Here is a 17,029-nt window from a genome sequence, read left to right on the forward strand (position 1 = left end):
GCCTCCGTTTAGCCAGTGGTGCGGATCAGGAAGTCTACACCCACTTCATCCCACTGTTCCTGTTCCTTCTCCAGCCAGTAGGACAGCGTGGGATGCTCGGCCACCCATTCGCGCCGGATTTCCAGCTCGATGCGGCTTTTAAAACGCAACTTGATCTGGGTGAAGTCGAGGTCTATGCGCGAGTGCATGAACAGCACCGCCAGCCGGAACGCCACGATGGCCTTGGCGAAGTCGGTCTCGGTCAGCGCCTCGCCCACCTTGCGCAGGTTGCCCTTGTGGGACACGATCAAGCAGCTCATGGTGCGCTGTTCACGGGCGGTAAAGCCGGGCAAGTCGGCGTTTTCGATGATGTAGGCGGCGTGCTTGTGGTAGCCGGTATGCGACACCACCATGCCCATTTCGTGCAGCAGCGCGCTCCAGTACAGCAGCCGGCTGTATTGGTCGGATGCCGGTTTGGTCTGGGCGTACAGCGCCAGCGAGTCGACCGCCACCCGGTTGGCGCGGCGTTCGTCAACGTGGAAGCGCTGGACGCAGGCCTGCACCGATTGTTCGCGGCGGTCACGCTTGGTCGAGCGCAGGTGCAGGTCCCACATCACGCCCATGCGCAGGCCGGCCTCGATTGGCAGCACCACCGGGATGTCCAGCTCGCGCACCAGGCCAATCAGGATCGCCAGCCCGCCGATGATGGTGGAAGCGCGGTCCGCCTTCAGGCCCGGCATGTCGATCCTGCCGACGTGGCCAAATTCGATGAAGCGCTGTTTCAGCGCTTCCAGCGACTGGGCGTTGACTTCGCGTCCCAGGCCATTCTTGACGATGATGTCGGCGATGGTGCGCGCGGTGCCCGATGAGCCGTAGCACTGCTTCCAGAACTGCGGGTGATACGGCGGCGCGGCGTCCTCGAAGTGGCTGCGCGCCGACAGGATGGCCGCTTCGAACGACGGGCCATCGACACGGCCGCCGATGAAGAACGACAGGCTTTGCTTGACGGTGCCGACGCTGAACGATTCGACCCGTTCGATTTCCGGACCGCGACCGAGGATCAATTCGGTGGAGCCGCCGCCGATGTCGATCACCAGCCGGCGCTCGCCGGGCAGCGCCACCGCGTGCGCCACGCCCATATAGATCAGGCGCCCCTCTTCTTCGCCGGAGATGATTTCGATCGGATAGCCGATCGCCAGTTCGGCTTCCGGCAGGAAGGCGGCGGCGTTGCGCGCCACCCGCATCGCCGATGTGGCCACCACCCGCACCGCATCGAGCTTGTAGGCCGCCAGCACAATGCGGAAGTTTTTCAGGCAGTTGAGGGCCGACTGCATGGCGGCCGGGGTCAGGTTGCCCTGGCTGTCCAGCCCTGCGGCCAGGCGGATCGGCTCGCGCACGCTTTTCAGTACGCGGATGGCCTCCCCATCGTGCTTGCCGATGTGGAGGCGAAAACTATTGGAACCCAGGTCGACGGCAGCGTACATATAAAGGAATCAAAATAAACGATTTATACCATTATAAGCACGATAGGCCTACTTTGTGACACCTTGATGACGCCGCACTACAGAATCGCGGCCGGCGCCTCGGCCACGCGGTTGCGGCCTGCCTGTTTGGCCGCCTGCAGCGCCTCGTCGGCGCGCTTGAACAGGCTCACGGTGCTGTCTTCGGCGCGGATGGTGGTCACGCCCAGGCTGGCCGTCATGTTGATGATGGCCTTTTCCGCCTTGACCGGCAGCGCGGCGATGGCCTGGCGGATGCGCTCGGCCACCATGCCGGCGTCTTCGGCCGAGGTGCGCGGCAGCAGGATGGCGAATTCGGCGCCGCCCAGGCGGCCCATCTGATCGGAATCGCGCAGCTGCTTCTTGCAGACGTCGACCATGGCTTTCAGCACCATGTCGCCGGCCGAGTGGCCGTAGCTGTCGTTGACGCGCTTGAACTGGTCCAGATTCAGGATAATCAGCGCGGTCGGCATGCCGGGACGGCGCGCCAGCGCGATCCACGGCGTCAGCGCGGTGTAGAAGCCGCGCCGGTTCGGCACGTCGGTCAGCGCGTCGACCACTTCCAGCCGCGCCAGTTCGCCATGCTCGTGCTCGCGCACCAGCAGCAGGTAGCCGAAGGCATTGCCCAGCATCATCAGATACAGCGCGGCGATGCCGGCCGACTGCACCGCCACTGGATTGAGGCCGTCGGCCGTCAGCGCCGGCAGCGACAGCAGGCCGCGCGCCAGTACGGCGGCGCTCAGCGCCAGCATCAGCACCACCAGGTAGCGCCGCAGCACGGTGCCGCTGCGCCAGCCGCGGCCCAGCGCGGCGGCGCCGGCCAGGAAGAACACGGCCGTCACCGCCGAGCCGATGGCGATGCGGCCGCCGGCCGGCAGTTGCAACAGCCAGGCCGCGACATAGACGCCGACGGCGGCGCCCAGCGCCGGCACCAGGTATTTGCGCCACACGCGGCGGCCGGCCTGCTCCCACAACGCCGAGGCGTCCAGCGCAAAGCCGGCGAACAAAATGCCGTTGGCCACCGGGATGGTCAGGAAATCGGGCAGCTCGCCGCGGAAATACAACAGGAACCAGGCCAGCGCCTGGCATTGCTTGGCCCACATCCAGGTGGCGTGAATGCGCGCGGTCTGGCCGCTGCGGCGCGCGCCGGCCTCAAAAAAGAACAGCGCTGCGCACAGGCTCAGATTGCCCAGTGCCAGCGCCAATACCAGGGTTTTGATATCCATGACCGCAGCCGCTCAGTCCCAGCGCCTCAGACCTCGTGTTCGACGTTGGTGCTGCCGTCGCCCATCTTGCTGGACCAGGCCTGGGTGAAGAAGGCTTTTTCGTCTTCGGTCGGGCTGTCGTGCCAGAACACGATCAAGGTGCCCTTGTGGTCGTGCAACTGGCTGACTTTTTCTTCAATAAAGGTCGGCTTGCCGGCCAGGTCGGCCAGCGCCGCCGCGTAGCCGTAGACGCGGCACAGGCGCTCCAGGCGGTCCGGCTCGGTGAAGCTGTTGGTGGCGGTAAGCGTAGGGTGGTCTAAAAACATCGTCTCTCTCTCCAAGTCGGCCGCCGAGGGGCTGGCCCGTGCTAACGCCATGCTACTATGATTCCCTACGTAAATCCACATTCCCGGACAACTTGACCTCGCCCGCCCGCCGCCCGTCGCCGCAAGTGCTCACCGTTGGCAACACGCGCCGGCTGGAATTCGCGCCCGGCATGGTGCAAAGCGAGATGCGCCTGTCGCGCCCGGACCAGCTGGTGCTCAGCTATAACCGCGCCATGATGTGCTTTGTGCTGTTCCAGCCGCAGCCGCAGCACATCGTCATGGTCGGGCTGGGCGGCGGCTCGCTGGCCAAGTTCTGCTACCGCTATTTGCCGCAGGCGCGCATCACGGTGCTGGAGCTCGATCCGGCCGTGATCGCGCTGCGCGACCAGTTCGCCATCCCGCGCGACGACGCCCGCTTGCGCGTGATCCAGGCCGACGCGGCCGACTACATGCCGGCGCTGGCGCGCAGCGCCGATGTGCTGCTGGTCGACGGTTTCGACGCCGACGGCCTGCCGCCGGCGCTCGGCAGCGCCAGCTTTTACGCCGACTGCCAGCGCGCGCTGCGGCCCGGCGGCGTGCTGGTGGCCAATCTGTTCAGCTACGATCCGCACTATCCGGCCATGCTGAAGCGGCTGCGGCGGGCGTTCCAGGGCCGCCTCTGCGCCTTCACCGGCATCGCCGGCAACAACCGCATCGTGTTCGGCGTCAAGGGCGGCGCGCCGTCGCCGGCGCTGGCCATGCAGCAGCGCGTGGCGCGCCACGGCGGCCTGCGGCTGCCGCTGCTGAACTGGCTGCTGGCGCACTGGGTGGTGCTGCAACTGCGGCGGCGGCGGCGGCGCGCCGAACGCACCGGCGGCGTGGTTATTTAACACAGCAGTCTGTCCGCATGGCATTTTTTGTGACACACTAGCTAGCAATCCTGCGGTCCCCGTCCCCGCCCGCGCCGAGCCATGCTGTCATCTGGAAAGCGCGCCATGCCGTCGTCTTCCCGCAAGTCCGCCCGGATCTCGCTGGCGGCCATCCTGACCCTGTTGACCGGCTGCGCCGTGACCGGCCTGCTGTTCGTGGCCGTCAGCGCGCTCGAATACAGCAAGATGGAGCTGAGCTACCAGCAGCGCGGCCACATGCGGGCGGCGGCGATCCGCCGTGGCATGGACGATACGCTGGAGCTGGTCACCATCCTCAACGGCCTGTTCAAGTCGGTCGGCGTGGTCGACCGCGAGCAGTTCGCCAGTTTTACGCGGCCGCTGCTGGAACGCTATCCGTTCGTGCAAGCATTCAATTTCCACCGCGTGCTGGACGACGCCGGGGCGCGCGGCTACCAGGCCGCGATGCAGGCGCGCTTCCCCGGCTACCAGCTGCATGACGCCAACAACCAGCCGCTGGCGCCGCGCGCGCAGCATGTCATCGTCGATTACCTGGAGCCGCTGGAAGGCAACGAGGCCGCCTTCGGGCTGGACGTGGCGTCGCTGCCGGTGATAGCGCGCGCCATCGGCGAGGCGGTCGACAGCGGCCAGGTGCGCACCACGCCGCTGCTGCGGCTGGCGCAGGAGCGCGCCCAGCAGCAAGGCTTTGTGATGATGATGCCGGTCTACCGCGCCGGCGCCGAACTGGGCACGGTGGCGCAGCGGCGCGCGGCCTGGATCGGCAACACCAGCGCCGTGATCCGCTCGGCCGACCTGGTGCAGAAGATCCTGCTGGCGGCCGACCTGTTCGACGACAGCGAACTGATGCTGCAAGTGTATATCGGCGACGATATGCGCCCCGCCAACCTGGTCTACGCGCGCGGCCAGACCAGCGACGAGGCGCCGGCGCCGCGCTCGCTGCAGCGCTGGCTGGCGTTCGATTACCGCGAGCCGTATGTGCGCACCTTCAGCGCCGCCGGCAAGTCGTGGCATGTGCAGGTGACGCCGCTGCCGCGCCCATTCCTGCCGCACCATATCGGATCGCTGTCGACGCTGCTCGGCGGCCTGCTGTTCTCGCTGCTGACGGCGGCCTTCGTCAATTCGCTGGCGCGGCGATCGATCCGGGTGCAGCGGCTGGTCGACGAGCGCACCCACGCGCTCAAGCTGAGCAACGAGCAGCTGGCCGACGACATCGCCGCCCGCAAGCGCACCGAAGAGGCGTTGCAGGAGAGCGAGCACCGTTTCCGCCGCCTGCTGGCGCTGTCGTCGGACTGGTACTGGGAGCAGGACGAGCAGTTCCGCTTCACCAATATTACCGGCGGCTTTTTCGACAAGGGCAAACAGGACCCGCAGCTGTTCCTCGGCAAGACCCGCTGGGACGCCGAGCCGGCGCTGTGGGACAATCGCCAGGGCCGCGAGCACAAGGCGCTGCTGGCGGCGCACCTGCCCTTCTCCAACCTGGAATATTCGCTGATCGGGCTGGACGGCCAGACCCACTGGTTCAATACCAGCGGCGAACCGGTGTTCGACCGCACGGGCCAGTTCCGCGGCTACCGCGGCACCGGCACCGAGATCACCGAGCGCAAGCTGGCCGAGCAGCGCATCCAGCACATCGCCCACCACGATGTGCTGACCGGCCTGCCCAACCGGGTGCTGCTGCAGGACCGGCTGCACCAGGCGGTGGCGTTCGCCAACCGCAGCGGCAAGCCGCTGTGGGTCCTGTTGATCGACCTCGACCGCTTCAAGTTCGTCAACGACAGCATGGGCCACAAGGCCGGCGACCAGCTATTGAAAACGGTCGCCGTGCGCTTGCAGGACAGCGTGCGCACCAGCGACACGGTGGCGCGGCTGTCGGGCGACGAGTTCGTGGCGATTTTGACCGAGTATCCGGAGCAGGCGCTGTCGGTCGACGTGACGCAGCGCATCATGCGCGCTGTGACGCAGCCGGTGATGTTGGAGGGCAAGGAGTTCTTCGTCACCTGTTCGATCGGCGTGGCGGTGTACGGCGCCGACGGCACCTCGGCCCAGCGCCTGATCGAGCACGCCGACATCGCCATGTACCGCGCCAAGAAGCTGGGCCGCAACAACACCCAGTTCTACGAGCCGACCATGAACGAGGAGGCGCGCGAGCGGCTGCGCATCGAGAGTGCGCTGCGCAGCGCGCTGGAGCGGCAGGAGTTCGTGCTGCACTACCAGCCGCAGGTGGATGTGCAGAGCGGCCGCGTGGTCGGCATGGAGGCGCTGTTGCGCTGGCAGCATCCGGAGCTGGGCATGGTGGCGCCGCACCGCTTTATCGGCCTGGCCGAGGAGACCGGGTTGATCGTGCAGATCGGCGCGTGGGTGATGCGCACCGCCTGCGCGCAGGCCAGGATGTGGCTGGATGCCGGCTACGGGCCGCTGCGCATCGCCGTCAATCTGTCGCCGCGCCAGTTCAGCGAACCGCAGCTGGTGGCGTCGATCGCCGAGGTGCTGCGCGAGACCGGGCTGCCGCCGGCCTGTCTCGACATCGAGCTGACCGAGGGCTTGTTCATGCACGATGTGACGCAGGCGGTGGGCTTGCTGCACAAACTCAAGCTGCTGGGGGTGGCGCTGTCGATCGACGATTTCGGCACCGGCTATTCGAGTTTTTCCTATCTGCGCCATTTCCCCATCGATGTGCTGAAGATCGACCGCTCGTTCATCAGCGATATCCATGAGGGCGACGAGGCGGCGATTGTAGTGTCGATCATCGCGCTGGCGCACAACCTCAAGCTGCGCGTGATCGCCGAAGGCGTGGAGACCGCCACCCAGCTCGACTACCTGCGCCGCCACGGCTGCGACGAGATCCAGGGTTATTACTTCAGCCCGGCATTGCCGGTGGCGGATTTTGAGGTGCTGTTAAGCCAGGGACGAAGCCTGCAGCCGGCGCTGGCTTAGCCTTCGGCTTGCGCTGGCGCGGCTTGGGCGCCAGCATGGTGCCGCTGCACTGCGCGGCGCCGCAGCGGCAGGCAAAGGCGCGCTTGATGGCCGGCGTGTGGCGGCCTTCGTAGATCAGCGGGTACGAATAGCTGAGTTCCTCGTCCTGCAGGATGGCGTGCAGCGCGTAGATAAAGATGGTGCCGTCTTCTTCCTCGATGGCCTCGCAGTTGGGCTCGCAGGAATGGTTGATGAAGCGGGCGTCGTTGCCGGCGTCGCCGCCGTCGATGACGTTGCCGTTGGCCAGGCTGAAGAAGAAGGTGTGGTTGTGCGGCCCGCCTTGCGCGGCGGCCCGCGCCTGCGCTTCGTCCCAGCTGATTTCGCGGCCGGCGTACTGGATCACGCGTTCGCCGGGGAGGATGTCGCGGGTGGCGAACACGCCGTTGCCGTGCACCGGGGAGCGCTCGACGCGGCAGGCAGGTTGCGGGGCTGAAGCGGACTGGAGACTGGCGTCGGTCATGGTGGTCACGAAGAGCGGGAATCGTTTGATTAAACCACAGCGTCTGGCAGGATTCAATTGGAATCACGGTGAGAATGCGTGAATATTGCGCGGCCCTCTCGCTGTTAGGCTACGGCCCATGAAAAAAACCCTGATCGCCCTCTCCCTTTTGAGTCTGGCGGGTGCCGCCCAGGCCGGCAGCCCCACGATTCCCGCCGTGGTGCAGGCGCAGCTGGCGTCGTGCGATGCGCAGATCGTGCAGCGCGCGGCCGACGGCATCCTGCGCTCGCCGCAGACGCTGCAAGAGCCGTCGCTGCTGATCTCGGCCGCCATCGATCAGCGCTACGCCGGCCATGCGGATGAGGCGGCGTTTTTGTATCTGGCGATGCGCTTGCGCATGGCGCGCCAGTTGCTGTTCGAGCGTGACTGGCGGCCGGAGCTGATGGCGCTGACCGAGCAGGTGCAGGCGCCGCTGATCATGCCGCTGGTCGAGGCCGATCCGGCGCGCGCGCGCGCGGTGGTGCAGCGAGTGCTGGAATGGGACCGCGCCACGCCCGATCCGTATCGGGACCGGGCGCTGGCGGCCGGTGGTGCTGCGGCGGAGCAAATCGAGCAGGCCGATGCCGAGCTCGCCGGCTGGCCGGCGCAGTTGCAGAACCAGCCGGAGCGGGTGGAACAGGCGCGCGCGGCGCTGGTCAAGGCCGAGGCGCGGGTGGCGGATGTGCATCAGGCGCGCTGTAATCCGGCGGCGCCGGATTCGGTGCACCTGGCGGCGGCGCGCCAGACCATCGAGCAGATGGCCGAACGCACCGTGCGGAACGCGCCGGTGGTGCTGAAGCGGGCCGTCGGCGAGATTAAGCTGGCCAAGTCCTACAGTTCGCGCGGCGTCTGGCTGCCGGTGCGCATGACGTACACGGTGGTGCCGGTCAAGGGCAAGCCGTTTTACGCGGAGGTGGATGTGGTCAGCAGCATCACGCCGGACCGCAGGCTGGGCCAGGTGAAGACCACGCTGGCCTGCATTACCGAGCACAGTGCCAGCGACCGGCCGTCCAATTTCCGCGATGTCTGCACCGACGACCCGGCCGCCCGCCGCCGCTAACTGTCCGACGGCGGCTTGAACAGGTCTTCGAGGTCGGCGCGGGTGGTGGGTTTGCGCACCACGCCGCGCCGCCCCGTATATTCTTCTTCGATATTGTCGCGGTAGTAGCTCCACGCCGCGCCCGACGTCGACAGCTTGCGCCACACCTCATTGCCGACGCCGCTATAGTCCATGGCGCTGCCGTCGTCAAACTCCACCCGCAACAGTTTGTCGCGCGCGTCATACCCGATAGCCCGCAATTTACCCGCGTTGATGCGCTTCATTTCCATGCCGGCCTCCTTGGTTAGGTGCTGCCGCGCTGGATCAGCTCGAACCCAGTGTCGTTCAGGCGGGCCACCGCCTTGCCGTCCACCCGGTCCAGGATCGCTTGCGCTGCCATACGTCCGATATTAGCCCCATCGACGCGGACAGTCGATAGCGGCGGATAGGTGCGCGCGGCAAAATTGAGGTCGCCAAAGCCGACCACCGCCAGTTGCCGGGGCACCGACAGGCCGCGCGCGATGGCTTCGGTCAGCACGCCGTGCGCCAGCGTGTCGGAACTGCACACCACGGCGTCCATGTCGGGACAGCGCGCCAGCAGCGCCTCCAGGCCGTCGCGCCCCAGCCCGAAGGTCGACGGCAGCGGCATGATCTGCAGCGCCGCCACTTCGATGCCGTGCTTGGCCAGCCCGGCCTGCAAGCCCTGGTTGCGGCGCGCCGCGCGCGGGTCCTGCACCGCCAGGATGGCGATGCGGCGGTAGCCTTGCGCCAGCAGGTGCTGGGCGATCGCGTGCCCCACTTCTTCGTGCGAGAAACCGACCATCATGTCGACCGGCGACGGCGTCAGGTCCCAGGTTTCCACCACCGGCACCTGCGAGGCTTGCAGCCGGCGCCGCGTGCTGTCGGTGTGCAGCGAGCCGGTCAGGATGACGCCGTCGGGCCGGCGGCTGAGGATGGTCTCAACCAGCAATTCCTCGCGCCAGGCTTCGTAGCTCGACAGCCCCAGCATGACCTGGTAGCCGGCGGCGGTCAGGTGGTCGCTGGCGGCCTGGGCCATGTCGGCGAAGATCGGCGTCGAGATGGTCGGCAGCACCAGCGACACCAGCCGGCTGCGCGCCGACGCCAGCGCGCCGGCCATCATGTTTTTGACGTAGCCGGTCTGCGCCACGGCGGCCTGCACCTTGGCCACGGTGTTGGGCCGCACCAGGTGCGGCTGGTTGAGCGCGCGCGAGACGGTGATCGGCGACACGCCGGCCACCCGCGCCACATCGACCAGCGTGGCGCCGCTGACGCTGAGCTCGCCTTCGGGGGTGCGCAGGCTGCGCAGTTCGGTGTTGTCCATGGCGGTTGATGATAAGGAATGATATGAAATTGTAGCATCATACATCATTTTCAATCATTTCAGTTTCAAGTTTACCTTGAAATTAAAGGAACACAGAGCTACCATCCTGATGACAGCGCAATCATTTATGGAGACATCATGACCCACAAGCCTTCCGACACGCCCCGCATTGTTGCCATGCGCGTCATTCCCGTGGCCGGCCACGACAGCATGCTGCTGAACCTGAGCGGCGCCCACGGCCCGTATTTCACGCGCAACATCGTCATCCTGACCGACAGCCTGGGTAACACCGGCGCCGGCGAGGTGCCGGGCGGCGAGAAGATCCGCCAGACGCTGGAGGACGCCCGTCCGCTGGTGGTGGGCCAGCCGGTCGGCAGCTATAACGCCATCCTGAACGCGGCGCGCGCCGCCTTCGCCGACCGCGACGCCGGCGGCCGCGGCCTGCAAACCTTCGACCTGCGCATCGCCGTGCACGCCGTCACGGCGCTGGAAGCGGCGCTGCTTGATCTGCTGGGCCAGTTCCTCGACGTGCCGGTGGCCGCCCTGCTGGGCGAGGGCCAGCAGCGCAGCGAGGTGGAAATGCTGGGCTATCTGTTCTACATCGGCGACCGCAAGGCCACCGACCTGCCCTACGCCGCCACGCCGGCCGACGCGTCCGACAACTGGACCCGGCTGCGCAACGAGGCGGCGCTGACCCCGGACGCCGTGGTGCGGCTGGCCGAGGCGGCGTATGAGCGCTACGGTTTCAATGACTTCAAACTGAAAGGCGGCGTGTTCGCCGGCGAAGCGGAAATCGAGGCCGTCACCGCCCTGCACGAGCGCTTCCCGCAGGCGCGCGTGACGCTCGACCCGAACGGCGGCTGGCTGCTGAAGGATGCGATCCGCCTGTGCCGCGACCAGGGCGATGTGCTGGCCTACGCCGAAGACCCGTGCGGCGCCGAGAACGGTTATTCGGGGCGCGAGGTGATGGCCGAGTTCCGCCGCGCCACCGGCCTGCTGACCGCCACCAATATGGTGGCCACCGACTGGCGCGAGATGCGCCACGCGATCCAGCTGCAATCGGTCGACATTCCGCTGGCCGATCCGCACTTCTGGACCATGCAGGGCTCGGTGCGGGTGGCGCAGATGTGTCATGAGTGGGGCCTGACCTGGGGCTCGCATTCGAACAACCACTTCGACATTTCGCTGGCCATGTTCACCCATGTGGCGGCGGCGGCGCCCGGCAACATCACCGCCATCGACACCCACTGGATCTGGCAGGACGGCCAGCACCTGACCAAAAATCCGCTGCAGATCGAAGGCGGCATGGTGCAGGTGCCGACCCGTGGCGGCCTTGGCGTGGAGCTGGACATGGAGGCGATCGAGGCGGCGCACCACCTGTACAACAACATGGGCCTGGGCGCGCGCGACGATGCGGTGGCGATGCAGTTCCTGATCCCCGGCTGGAAGTTCAACAACAAGATGCCTTGCATGGTTCGCTAAGAACAACCACAAGAACCACAAGGAGACAACATGACTACCATCGCCAGCACCACCGGCGGCGTTGCGGCCGCCCCTACCATCCTCGACACCGCCGTCAGCAAGGTCAAGTGGCGCATCCTGCCGCTGTTCGTGGTGATGTTCATCGCCAACTATATTGACCGGGTCAACATCGGCTTTGTCCGCTCGCACCTGGAGAAAGACCTCGGCATCGGCGCGGCCGCGTTCGGCTTCGGCGCGGGCGTGTTCTTCCTCGCCTATGCGCTGTTCGAGGTGCCGTCCAACATCCTGCAACAGCGCTTTGGCGCCAAGGCATGGCTGACCCGCATCATGGCCACCTGGGGCATCGTCGCCACCGGCATGGCGTTTGTGCAGGGCGAGACCTCGTTCTATGTGATGCGCTTTTTGCTGGGCGTGGCCGAGGCCGGCTTCTTCCCGGGCGTGGTCTACTACTTCACCCAGTGGCTGCCGAACAAGGAGCGCGGCAAGGCGATGGCGATCTTCCTCAGCGGCTCGGCGCTGGCGTCGGTGCTGTCCGGGCCGCTGTCGGGGGCGCTGCTGTCGATCGACGGCGGCGGCTTCCACGGCTGGCAGTGGATGTTCATCATCGAGGGGCTGGCGTCGGTGGCGCTGTGCTTCGTGGTGTGGTTCTTCCTCGACTCGCGGCCGGAGGACGCCAAGTGGCTCAGCAACGAGGAGCGCAGCGCGCTGGCCACCGTCATCGCCGCCGAGAAGCAGGAGCGCGACGCCAAAAAGCCGCAGCACGCCAGCATGTTCACGCTGCTGAAGGACGCGCGCATCGCGCTGTTCTGCTTCATCTACTTCGCGATCCAGCTGACCATTTACGGCGCAACGTTCTGGCTGCCGAGCATCATCAAGAAGATGGGCCACTTCTCGGAATTCCAGATCGGCTTGTTCAACTCGATTCCGTGGATTATCTCGATCGCCGCCATGTATATGTTTGCCACACTGGCGCAGCGCTGGCGCAACCAGCAGGCATGGGTGGCGGTGGCGCTGATCGTGGCGGCGTGCGGCATGTTCGCCTCCACCACCGGCGGCCCGGTGTTCGCGTTCGTGGCGATCTGCTTTGCCGGCATCGGCTTCAAGGCGGCGTCGTCGCTGTTCTGGCCGATTCCGCAGGGTTATCTGGACAGCCGCATCGCGGCGGCGGTGATCGCGCTGATCAACTCGCTGGGCAATCTGGGCGGCTTCGTCGCGCCGGCCACCTTCGGCTACCTGGAGCAGAAGACCGGGTCGATCCAGGGCGGCTTGTACGCGCTGGCCGCCGCCTCGGTGATCGCCGCCGGCCTGGTGTTCCTCACGCGCCGCAACAAGTAAGACCGACGACGCTGGCCGGGGCTATGCGCCGGCCAGACGCCGGCAGTCGGCGGCTCGCTGCCAGCGCGTTTCGCCGGGCAGACGCAACCAGACGGTTTGCGAGGCATTGCGGCTGCCGCAACCCTTGCTGTTGGCCAGCCGCGATGATCGGTCAAGGCCATGAAGATTTTGCTCGGCAGGTACATGCCGCCAATCGGGTGGTCAGGGTGGTCCATTTTTTCTCCCTCTAAAACGTCTATTTTCTCTAGAACGCTCTATTTCGCTCTATAACGCTAGAAATCACTCTAGAAATAGCGTGTTGCTCGCTCTATTCTCTCTAGATCACTCTATTTCCTCTAAAAGCTCTATTTGTTTTAGAGCGAAATCTAGCGAAATAGTTCGAAATCTAGCGTTTTAGAGCGTTCTAGAGGTTTTAGAGTTTTTAGAGGGAGAGAAAAATAGGTAGGGGTAGTATCCTCAAATGGCCTTGGCCACGAGGGTGATGAGCAGTGCCGACGGCACCAGCAGCAGTTGCGCCAGCAAGGTGCCGGACAAGCGGCTGCCGGCCAGCCATACGACGGCGCGCCGGAATTGCGTCTCGCTCACCTTCCCCTCGATGACGTCGTCCGTCATGCCCGACATATGCGGATCGATGAACAAGGCAATGATGACCGCCGCACCATCGTCGAAGATTGACCAGCGTCATTTCTTGCGGTTGCCGTGCACCATCTGGCGCGACTGCTTGCGCAGGAGCGCCTGTTCCCAGCGCTGCTTCTGCTCGTCCGTTTGCGGCACCAGTTCCGGCACCTTGACCGGTTTGCGATGCTCGTCCACCGCGACCATGGTGAAGTAGCAGCTGTTGGCGTGGCGCACCAGCCGCTTCTGGATATTTTCCGTCACCACGCGGATGCCGACTTCCATCGACGTGTTGCCGGTGTAATTGATCGACGCCAGGAAGGTCACCAGTTCGCCGACGTGGATCGGCTGCAGGAACATCACCTGATCCACCGACAGCGTCACCACATAGGCGCCGGAATAGCGGCTGGCGCACGCATACGCCACGCTATCCAGGTACTTGAGGATTGTGCCGCCATGGACGTTGCCTGAGAAATTGGCCATATCGGGCGTCATCAGCACGGTCATGCTCAGTTCGTGCTCCACCCAGTTCATCGGTTTTTCCATTGCATCACTCCTGTTGTCATTGACTCCATGCTAGCCGTTAAACTTGTCATTCGCAAATAGTTGTCGAAAAGTTGTATGCTTTGCGCTTCTCTTGAAAAGGAACGCTCATGAAATGGAAAGTTTTGGCGGCCAGCCTGGCCATGGCGATCGGCGCCATCGGCACGACTGCCACCGCGTACGCCGCCGTCAGCGCCGACCAGGTGCAGACCTTCACGCTGGCCAACGGCATGAAGTTCATCGTGCTCGAATCGCACGGCATCCCCAACGCCAATATGTACACCTTCTGGAAAGTCGGCTCGCGCAATGAGGCGCCCGGCATCACCGGCCTGTCGCACTTTTTTGAACACATGATGTTCAACGGCTCGAAGCACTTCGGCCCGAAAATGTTCGACCGCACCATGGAAGCCAAGGGCGGTTCCAACAACGCCTACACCAGCACCGATTTGACCGTGTACCAGGACTGGTTCCCGGCCACCTCGCTGGAAACCATCTTCACGCTGGAAAGCGACCGCATCGCCCACCTGAGCATCGATCCGAAAATGGTCGCCAGCGAGCGCGGCGTGGTGCTGTCCGAGCGCAGCACCGGGCTGGAGAACTCCAACATGCGCCTGCTGCGCGAAGAGGTCAACAGCGTGGCCTTCCTGGCCCACCCGTATTCGTGGTCGGTGATCGGCAACGAGTCCGACATCAAGGCCTGGACCCAGCAAGACCTGGAAACCTACTTCCGCACTTATTACGCGCCGAACAACGCGGTGTCGGTGATCGTCGGCGACGTCAAGGCCGACGAGGTCAAGAAGCTGGCCACCAGGTACTTCGGCGCCATTCCGAAGCGCGCGCTGCCGCCGGCGGTGCGCACCGTCGAACCGCCGCAGACCGGCGAGCGGCGCGTGTTCGTCACCAAGGAATCGGCCACCTCGGCCAACCTGACCATCGCCTACAAGATCCCGCAGGCCGGCAATCCCGACTACTACGCGCTGGAAGTGCTGCAAAGCCTGCTGGCCGACGGCAAGACCTCGCGGCTCTATAAAGCGCTGGTGGAGCAGCAACTGGCGACGCAGGTCAGCGCCAACAGCCTGGACGGCTTCGATCCGGGCCTGCTGTACCTGTCGGCCGTGGCCGCCGCCAAGGTGGAACCGGCAGCGCTGGAAAAAGCCCTGCTGGCCGAAGTCGACAAGCTGGTCAAGGACGGCGTGACGGCCGAAGAACTGCAAAAGGTCAAGAACCAGAAACTGGTCAACCTGTACCGCGAGCAGGAAACCATCAACGGCAAGGCGCAGCAGCTGGGCAATTACGAAGTCTTCTTCGGCGACTACAAGAAGATGTTCGATGCCCCCGCCGCTTACGAAAAACTGACGCCGGCCGACATCCAGGCCGTCGCCGCCAAATACCTGAAGAAATCGCAGCGCACCGTCGGCGTGCTGGCTGCGAAGGAGGATTGATACGATGAATACACCACTGCCTGCCAGCGTCGCGCGCGCCGCCATCGCCACCGCCATCGCCGCCCTGCTGGCCGCGCCGGCCCACGCCGCCGCCGAATTCCGCCTGCCCGAGTTCGACACCGTGACCCTGCCGAACGGCCTGACCGTGTACCTGATGGAGCGCCACGACGTGCCGCTGATTTCGGTGCGCGCCGTGGTCAAGGCCGGCGCCGTCAACGATGGTGCGCAGCCCGGACTGTCCAACCTGACCGGCGACGCCCTGCTGCTCGGCACCGCCGCCCACAACAAGGCCAGCATCGACCAGGCCTTCGACTACCGCGGCGCGCGCCTGGCCGGCGGCGCCGGCACCGAGGCCAGCACCGTGCAAGCCAACTTCGCCAAGGCCGACACGGCGGCGCTGCTGCCGCTGTTCGCCGAAATCGTCCAGCAGCCGAACTTCGACGACGCCGAACTGGCCAAATTGCGCGCGCGCAAGGTCAACGGCATCAAGCAGGCCAAGGAAGCGCCGCGCAACGTGGTGCAGACCTACTACCGCGCCATGCTGTTCGGCGACAGCCCGTACGGCATCCCGGCCAGCGGCACCATCAGCAGCATGGCCGCGCTCAAGCAGGGCGACGTGCAGGGCTATTACCAGCGCTACTACCGTCCCGACAACGCCGCCATCATCGTGGTCGGCGACTTCCAGAAGACCGCGATGCGGCAGCAGATCGAATCCCTGTTCGGCGCATGGAAGGCCAGCGGCCCGGCGCCAGCCGCGCAGGACAACGGCAAGGTGCAGGCCAGCAAGGCGCGCGTGCTGCTGGTGAACAAGCCGGACGCGATCGAAACCACCTTCCTGATCGGCGGCGCCGGCATCGCCCGCAACGACCCGGACTACGTGCAGCTGCAAGTGGTCAACACCGTGCTGGGCGGGCGCTTCACCTCGTGGCTGAACGACGAGCTGCGCGTCAACTCCGGCCTGACGTATGGCGCCAACAGCCAGTTCGCCACGCTGGCGCAGACCGGCACCTTCGCCATCAGCAGCTTCACCGCGCTGCCGAAGACCGAAGCGGCATTGGCGCTGGCGCACAAGACCTACCAGCGCTTGTGGGACAAGGGAATCGACGCCGCCACGCTGGCGTCGGCCAAGGCGTATGTGAAGGGCCAGTTCCCGCCCCGCTACGAAACCAGCGAGCAGCTGGCCAGCCTGCTGGGCGATATGTACGCCAACCGGGTGGACCGGGCGCAGATCGACAACTTCACGCGCGACGTCGACAGCCTGACGCCGGAGAAGGCCAAGGCGCTGGTCGACAAGCACTTCCCGCGCAAGCAGCTGCAAACGGTGTTGGTCGGCAAGGCGGAGGCGATTCGCGACATCGCCAAGACCTATGGCGACGTCAGCGAAATCGAGATCAGCGCGGACGGCTTCCGCTAAGCAGCTGTTCGATGTCACCGGCGACGCCAGGGCAGGCGTCCAACACCTGCTCCAGCGGCGCCCAGGCGGCCTCGTCGTCCTTGAGGGCGAGCTCGGCCTGCTGGCTCAGCGCCGCCAGGCGGTCGGCGCCGACCGTGCCGGCCAGGCCTTTCAGCGTGTGCAGCGCCGGCAAGGCGGCGTTGCAGTTTTCCTCCTCGCGTGCGGTTTGCAGCTGCGCCGCCAGCTTCTCGGCCTCGGCGATGAAGCTGCGCAGCGCGATCAGATAGACCGACTCCAAGCCCCCCAGCCGCTTCAGCGCGGCAGCGCTGTTCAGGCCGGCATCGGGCAGCGGCCCGGATGCAGCGGCGCCATCGCCGCCAGCCCGCAGCGCAGTTGCGGCGTCATCGGCGCCCGGCGCAGAGGCAACGGTGGCGGTGCGTGACGCATTGGCAGCGCCGGCGACGTGCGGCGCATGGACGGCGGCGGCGGTG

At 65.7% G+C, this 17,029-nt stretch carries 16 protein-coding genes; 7 read left to right on the forward strand and 9 right to left on the reverse strand.

Going from position 1 to position 17,029, the window contains the following annotated elements:
• Positions 1–8: 8 nt before the first annotated feature.
• From GTP55_RS16195 to GTP55_RS16205, 3 genes are all read right to left on the reverse strand, one after another.
• Entirely contained in the window at positions 9–1,463 is a 1,455-nt protein-coding gene (locus GTP55_RS16195) for a Ppx/GppA phosphatase family protein (RefSeq protein WP_161045892.1), read from the reverse strand.
• A 77-nt stretch (positions 1,464–1,540) separates the two neighbouring features.
• The gene (locus tag GTP55_RS16200) at positions 1,541–2,704 is read right to left on the reverse strand and encodes a GGDEF domain-containing protein (RefSeq protein WP_161045893.1); all 1,164 of its coding nucleotides are present in this window, start codon (positions 2,702–2,704) and stop codon (positions 1,541–1,543) included.
• A gap of 26 nt (positions 2,705–2,730) precedes the next feature.
• Positions 2,731–3,009: a hypothetical protein gene (locus tag GTP55_RS16205; RefSeq protein WP_161045894.1), complete on the reverse strand. Its 279-nt coding sequence runs from the start codon at positions 3,007–3,009 to the stop codon at positions 2,731–2,733.
• Between the two features lie 92 nt (positions 3,010–3,101).
• Here GTP55_RS16205 and GTP55_RS16210 point away from each other — a divergent pair, with 92 nt between their 5' ends.
• On the forward strand, positions 3,102–3,878 hold the full coding sequence (locus GTP55_RS16210; RefSeq protein ID WP_229257954.1) for a spermine/spermidine synthase domain-containing protein: 777 nt from the start codon (positions 3,102–3,104) through the stop codon (positions 3,876–3,878).
• 105 nt (positions 3,879–3,983) lie between these two features.
• A complete protein-coding gene (locus GTP55_RS16215; protein WP_161045895.1) occupies positions 3,984–6,830 on the forward strand; it encodes a bifunctional diguanylate cyclase/phosphodiesterase in 2,847 nt (948 codons plus the stop codon).
• On the opposite strand, the gene GTP55_RS16220 is transcribed toward GTP55_RS16215, so the two are convergent.
• Complete coding sequence (locus GTP55_RS16220) at positions 6,754–7,329, reverse strand: SET domain-containing protein (protein WP_161045896.1); 576 nt, start codon at positions 7,327–7,329, stop codon at positions 6,754–6,756. The two genes, GTP55_RS16215 and GTP55_RS16220, sit on opposite strands and share 77 nt — an antisense overlap.
• A gap of 118 nt (positions 7,330–7,447) precedes the next feature.
• On the opposite strand from GTP55_RS16220, the gene GTP55_RS16225 reads away from it, so the two are divergent.
• Positions 7,448–8,407, forward strand: coding sequence for a hypothetical protein (locus GTP55_RS16225; RefSeq protein WP_161045897.1), 960 nt, complete (start codon positions 7,448–7,450; stop codon positions 8,405–8,407).
• Here GTP55_RS16225 and GTP55_RS16230 read toward each other — a convergent pair.
• The gene (locus GTP55_RS16230) at positions 8,404–8,676 is read right to left on the reverse strand and encodes a KTSC domain-containing protein (protein ID WP_161045898.1); all 273 of its coding nucleotides are present in this window, start codon (positions 8,674–8,676) and stop codon (positions 8,404–8,406) included. The two genes, GTP55_RS16225 and GTP55_RS16230, sit on opposite strands and share 4 nt — an antisense overlap.
• 14 nt (positions 8,677–8,690) lie before the next feature.
• Positions 8,691–9,728 (reverse strand): LacI family DNA-binding transcriptional regulator, encoded by a 1,038-nt coding sequence (locus tag GTP55_RS16235; RefSeq protein WP_161045899.1) that lies wholly within the window; start codon positions 9,726–9,728, stop codon positions 8,691–8,693.
• A 138-nt stretch (positions 9,729–9,866) separates the two neighbouring features.
• Here GTP55_RS16235 and gudD point away from each other — a divergent pair, with 138 nt between their 5' ends.
• Both gudD and GTP55_RS16245 read left to right on the forward strand, forming a co-directional pair.
• A complete protein-coding gene (gene gudD / locus GTP55_RS16240; RefSeq protein WP_161045900.1) occupies positions 9,867–11,210 on the forward strand; it encodes a glucarate dehydratase in 1,344 nt (447 codons plus the stop codon).
• A gap of 30 nt (positions 11,211–11,240) precedes the next feature.
• Positions 11,241–12,545 carry an MFS transporter gene (locus GTP55_RS16245; protein ID WP_161045901.1) on the forward strand — a complete coding sequence of 435 codons (1,305 nt, stop codon included), beginning with the start codon at positions 11,241–11,243 and terminating at the stop codon, positions 12,543–12,545.
• 456 nt (positions 12,546–13,001) lie between these two features.
• Here the strand turns inward: GTP55_RS16245 and GTP55_RS16250 are convergent, their stop codons facing one another.
• Both GTP55_RS16250 and GTP55_RS16255 read right to left on the reverse strand, forming a co-directional pair.
• A complete protein-coding gene (locus GTP55_RS16250; RefSeq protein ID WP_371868365.1) occupies positions 13,002–13,217 on the reverse strand; it encodes a lipid II flippase family protein in 216 nt (71 codons plus the stop codon).
• A gap of 9 nt (positions 13,218–13,226) precedes the next feature.
• The gene (locus GTP55_RS16255) at positions 13,227–13,706 is read right to left on the reverse strand and encodes an acyl-CoA thioesterase (protein WP_161045902.1); all 480 of its coding nucleotides are present in this window, start codon (positions 13,704–13,706) and stop codon (positions 13,227–13,229) included.
• Positions 13,707–13,813: 107 nt separating this feature from the next.
• Between GTP55_RS16255 and GTP55_RS16260 the strand changes: the two genes are divergently transcribed.
• Together GTP55_RS16260 and GTP55_RS16265 are read left to right on the forward strand one after the other, a co-directional pair.
• Entirely contained in the window at positions 13,814–15,145 is a 1,332-nt protein-coding gene (locus GTP55_RS16260; protein WP_161045903.1) for a M16 family metallopeptidase, read from the forward strand.
• A gap of 4 nt (positions 15,146–15,149) precedes the next feature.
• Positions 15,150–16,559, forward strand: a complete 1,410-nt coding sequence (locus GTP55_RS16265) for a M16 family metallopeptidase (RefSeq protein ID WP_161045904.1) — start codon at positions 15,150–15,152, stop codon at positions 16,557–16,559.
• Here the strand turns inward: GTP55_RS16265 and GTP55_RS16270 are convergent.
• Positions 16,537–17,029 (reverse strand): Hpt domain-containing protein (locus tag GTP55_RS16270; RefSeq protein ID WP_161045905.1); only part of this gene is annotated, 493 nt, incomplete at its 5' end. The two genes, GTP55_RS16265 and GTP55_RS16270, sit on opposite strands and share 23 nt — an antisense overlap.

Origin of the sequence: Duganella margarita (genome assembly GCF_009857535.1) — a bacterium.
GTDB lineage: Bacteria > Pseudomonadota > Gammaproteobacteria > Burkholderiales > Burkholderiaceae_D > Rugamonas > Rugamonas margarita.

Excerpts from the sequence above, each read along its gene's own strand:
- GTP55_RS16195 (WP_161045892.1), bottom strand. The coding sequence starts at position 1,463 with ATGTACGCTGCCGTCGACCTGGGTTCCAATAGTTTTCGCCTCCACATC.
- GTP55_RS16200 (WP_161045893.1), bottom strand. The coding sequence starts at position 2,704 with ATGGATATCAAAACCCTGGTATTGGCGCTGGCACTGGGCAATCTGAGC.
- GTP55_RS16205 (WP_161045894.1), bottom strand. The coding sequence starts at position 3,009 with ATGTTTTTAGACCACCCTACGCTTACCGCCACCAACAGCTTCACCGAG.
- GTP55_RS16215 (WP_161045895.1), top strand. The coding sequence starts at position 3,984 with ATGCCGTCGTCTTCCCGCAAGTCCGCCCGGATCTCGCTGGCGGCCATC.
- GTP55_RS16220 (WP_161045896.1), bottom strand. The coding sequence starts at position 7,329 with ATGACCGACGCCAGTCTCCAGTCCGCTTCAGCCCCGCAACCTGCCTGC.
- GTP55_RS16225 (WP_161045897.1), top strand. The coding sequence starts at position 7,448 with ATGAAAAAAACCCTGATCGCCCTCTCCCTTTTGAGTCTGGCGGGTGCC.
- GTP55_RS16230 (WP_161045898.1), bottom strand. The coding sequence starts at position 8,676 with ATGGAAATGAAGCGCATCAACGCGGGTAAATTGCGGGCTATCGGGTAT.
- GTP55_RS16235 (WP_161045899.1), bottom strand. The coding sequence starts at position 9,728 with ATGGACAACACCGAACTGCGCAGCCTGCGCACCCCCGAAGGCGAGCTC.
- gudD (WP_161045900.1), top strand. The coding sequence starts at position 9,867 with ATGACCCACAAGCCTTCCGACACGCCCCGCATTGTTGCCATGCGCGTC.
- GTP55_RS16245 (WP_161045901.1), top strand. The coding sequence starts at position 11,241 with ATGACTACCATCGCCAGCACCACCGGCGGCGTTGCGGCCGCCCCTACC.
- GTP55_RS16255 (WP_161045902.1), bottom strand. The coding sequence starts at position 13,706 with ATGGAAAAACCGATGAACTGGGTGGAGCACGAACTGAGCATGACCGTG.
- GTP55_RS16260 (WP_161045903.1), top strand. The coding sequence starts at position 13,814 with ATGAAATGGAAAGTTTTGGCGGCCAGCCTGGCCATGGCGATCGGCGCC.
- GTP55_RS16265 (WP_161045904.1), top strand. The coding sequence starts at position 15,150 with ATGAATACACCACTGCCTGCCAGCGTCGCGCGCGCCGCCATCGCCACC.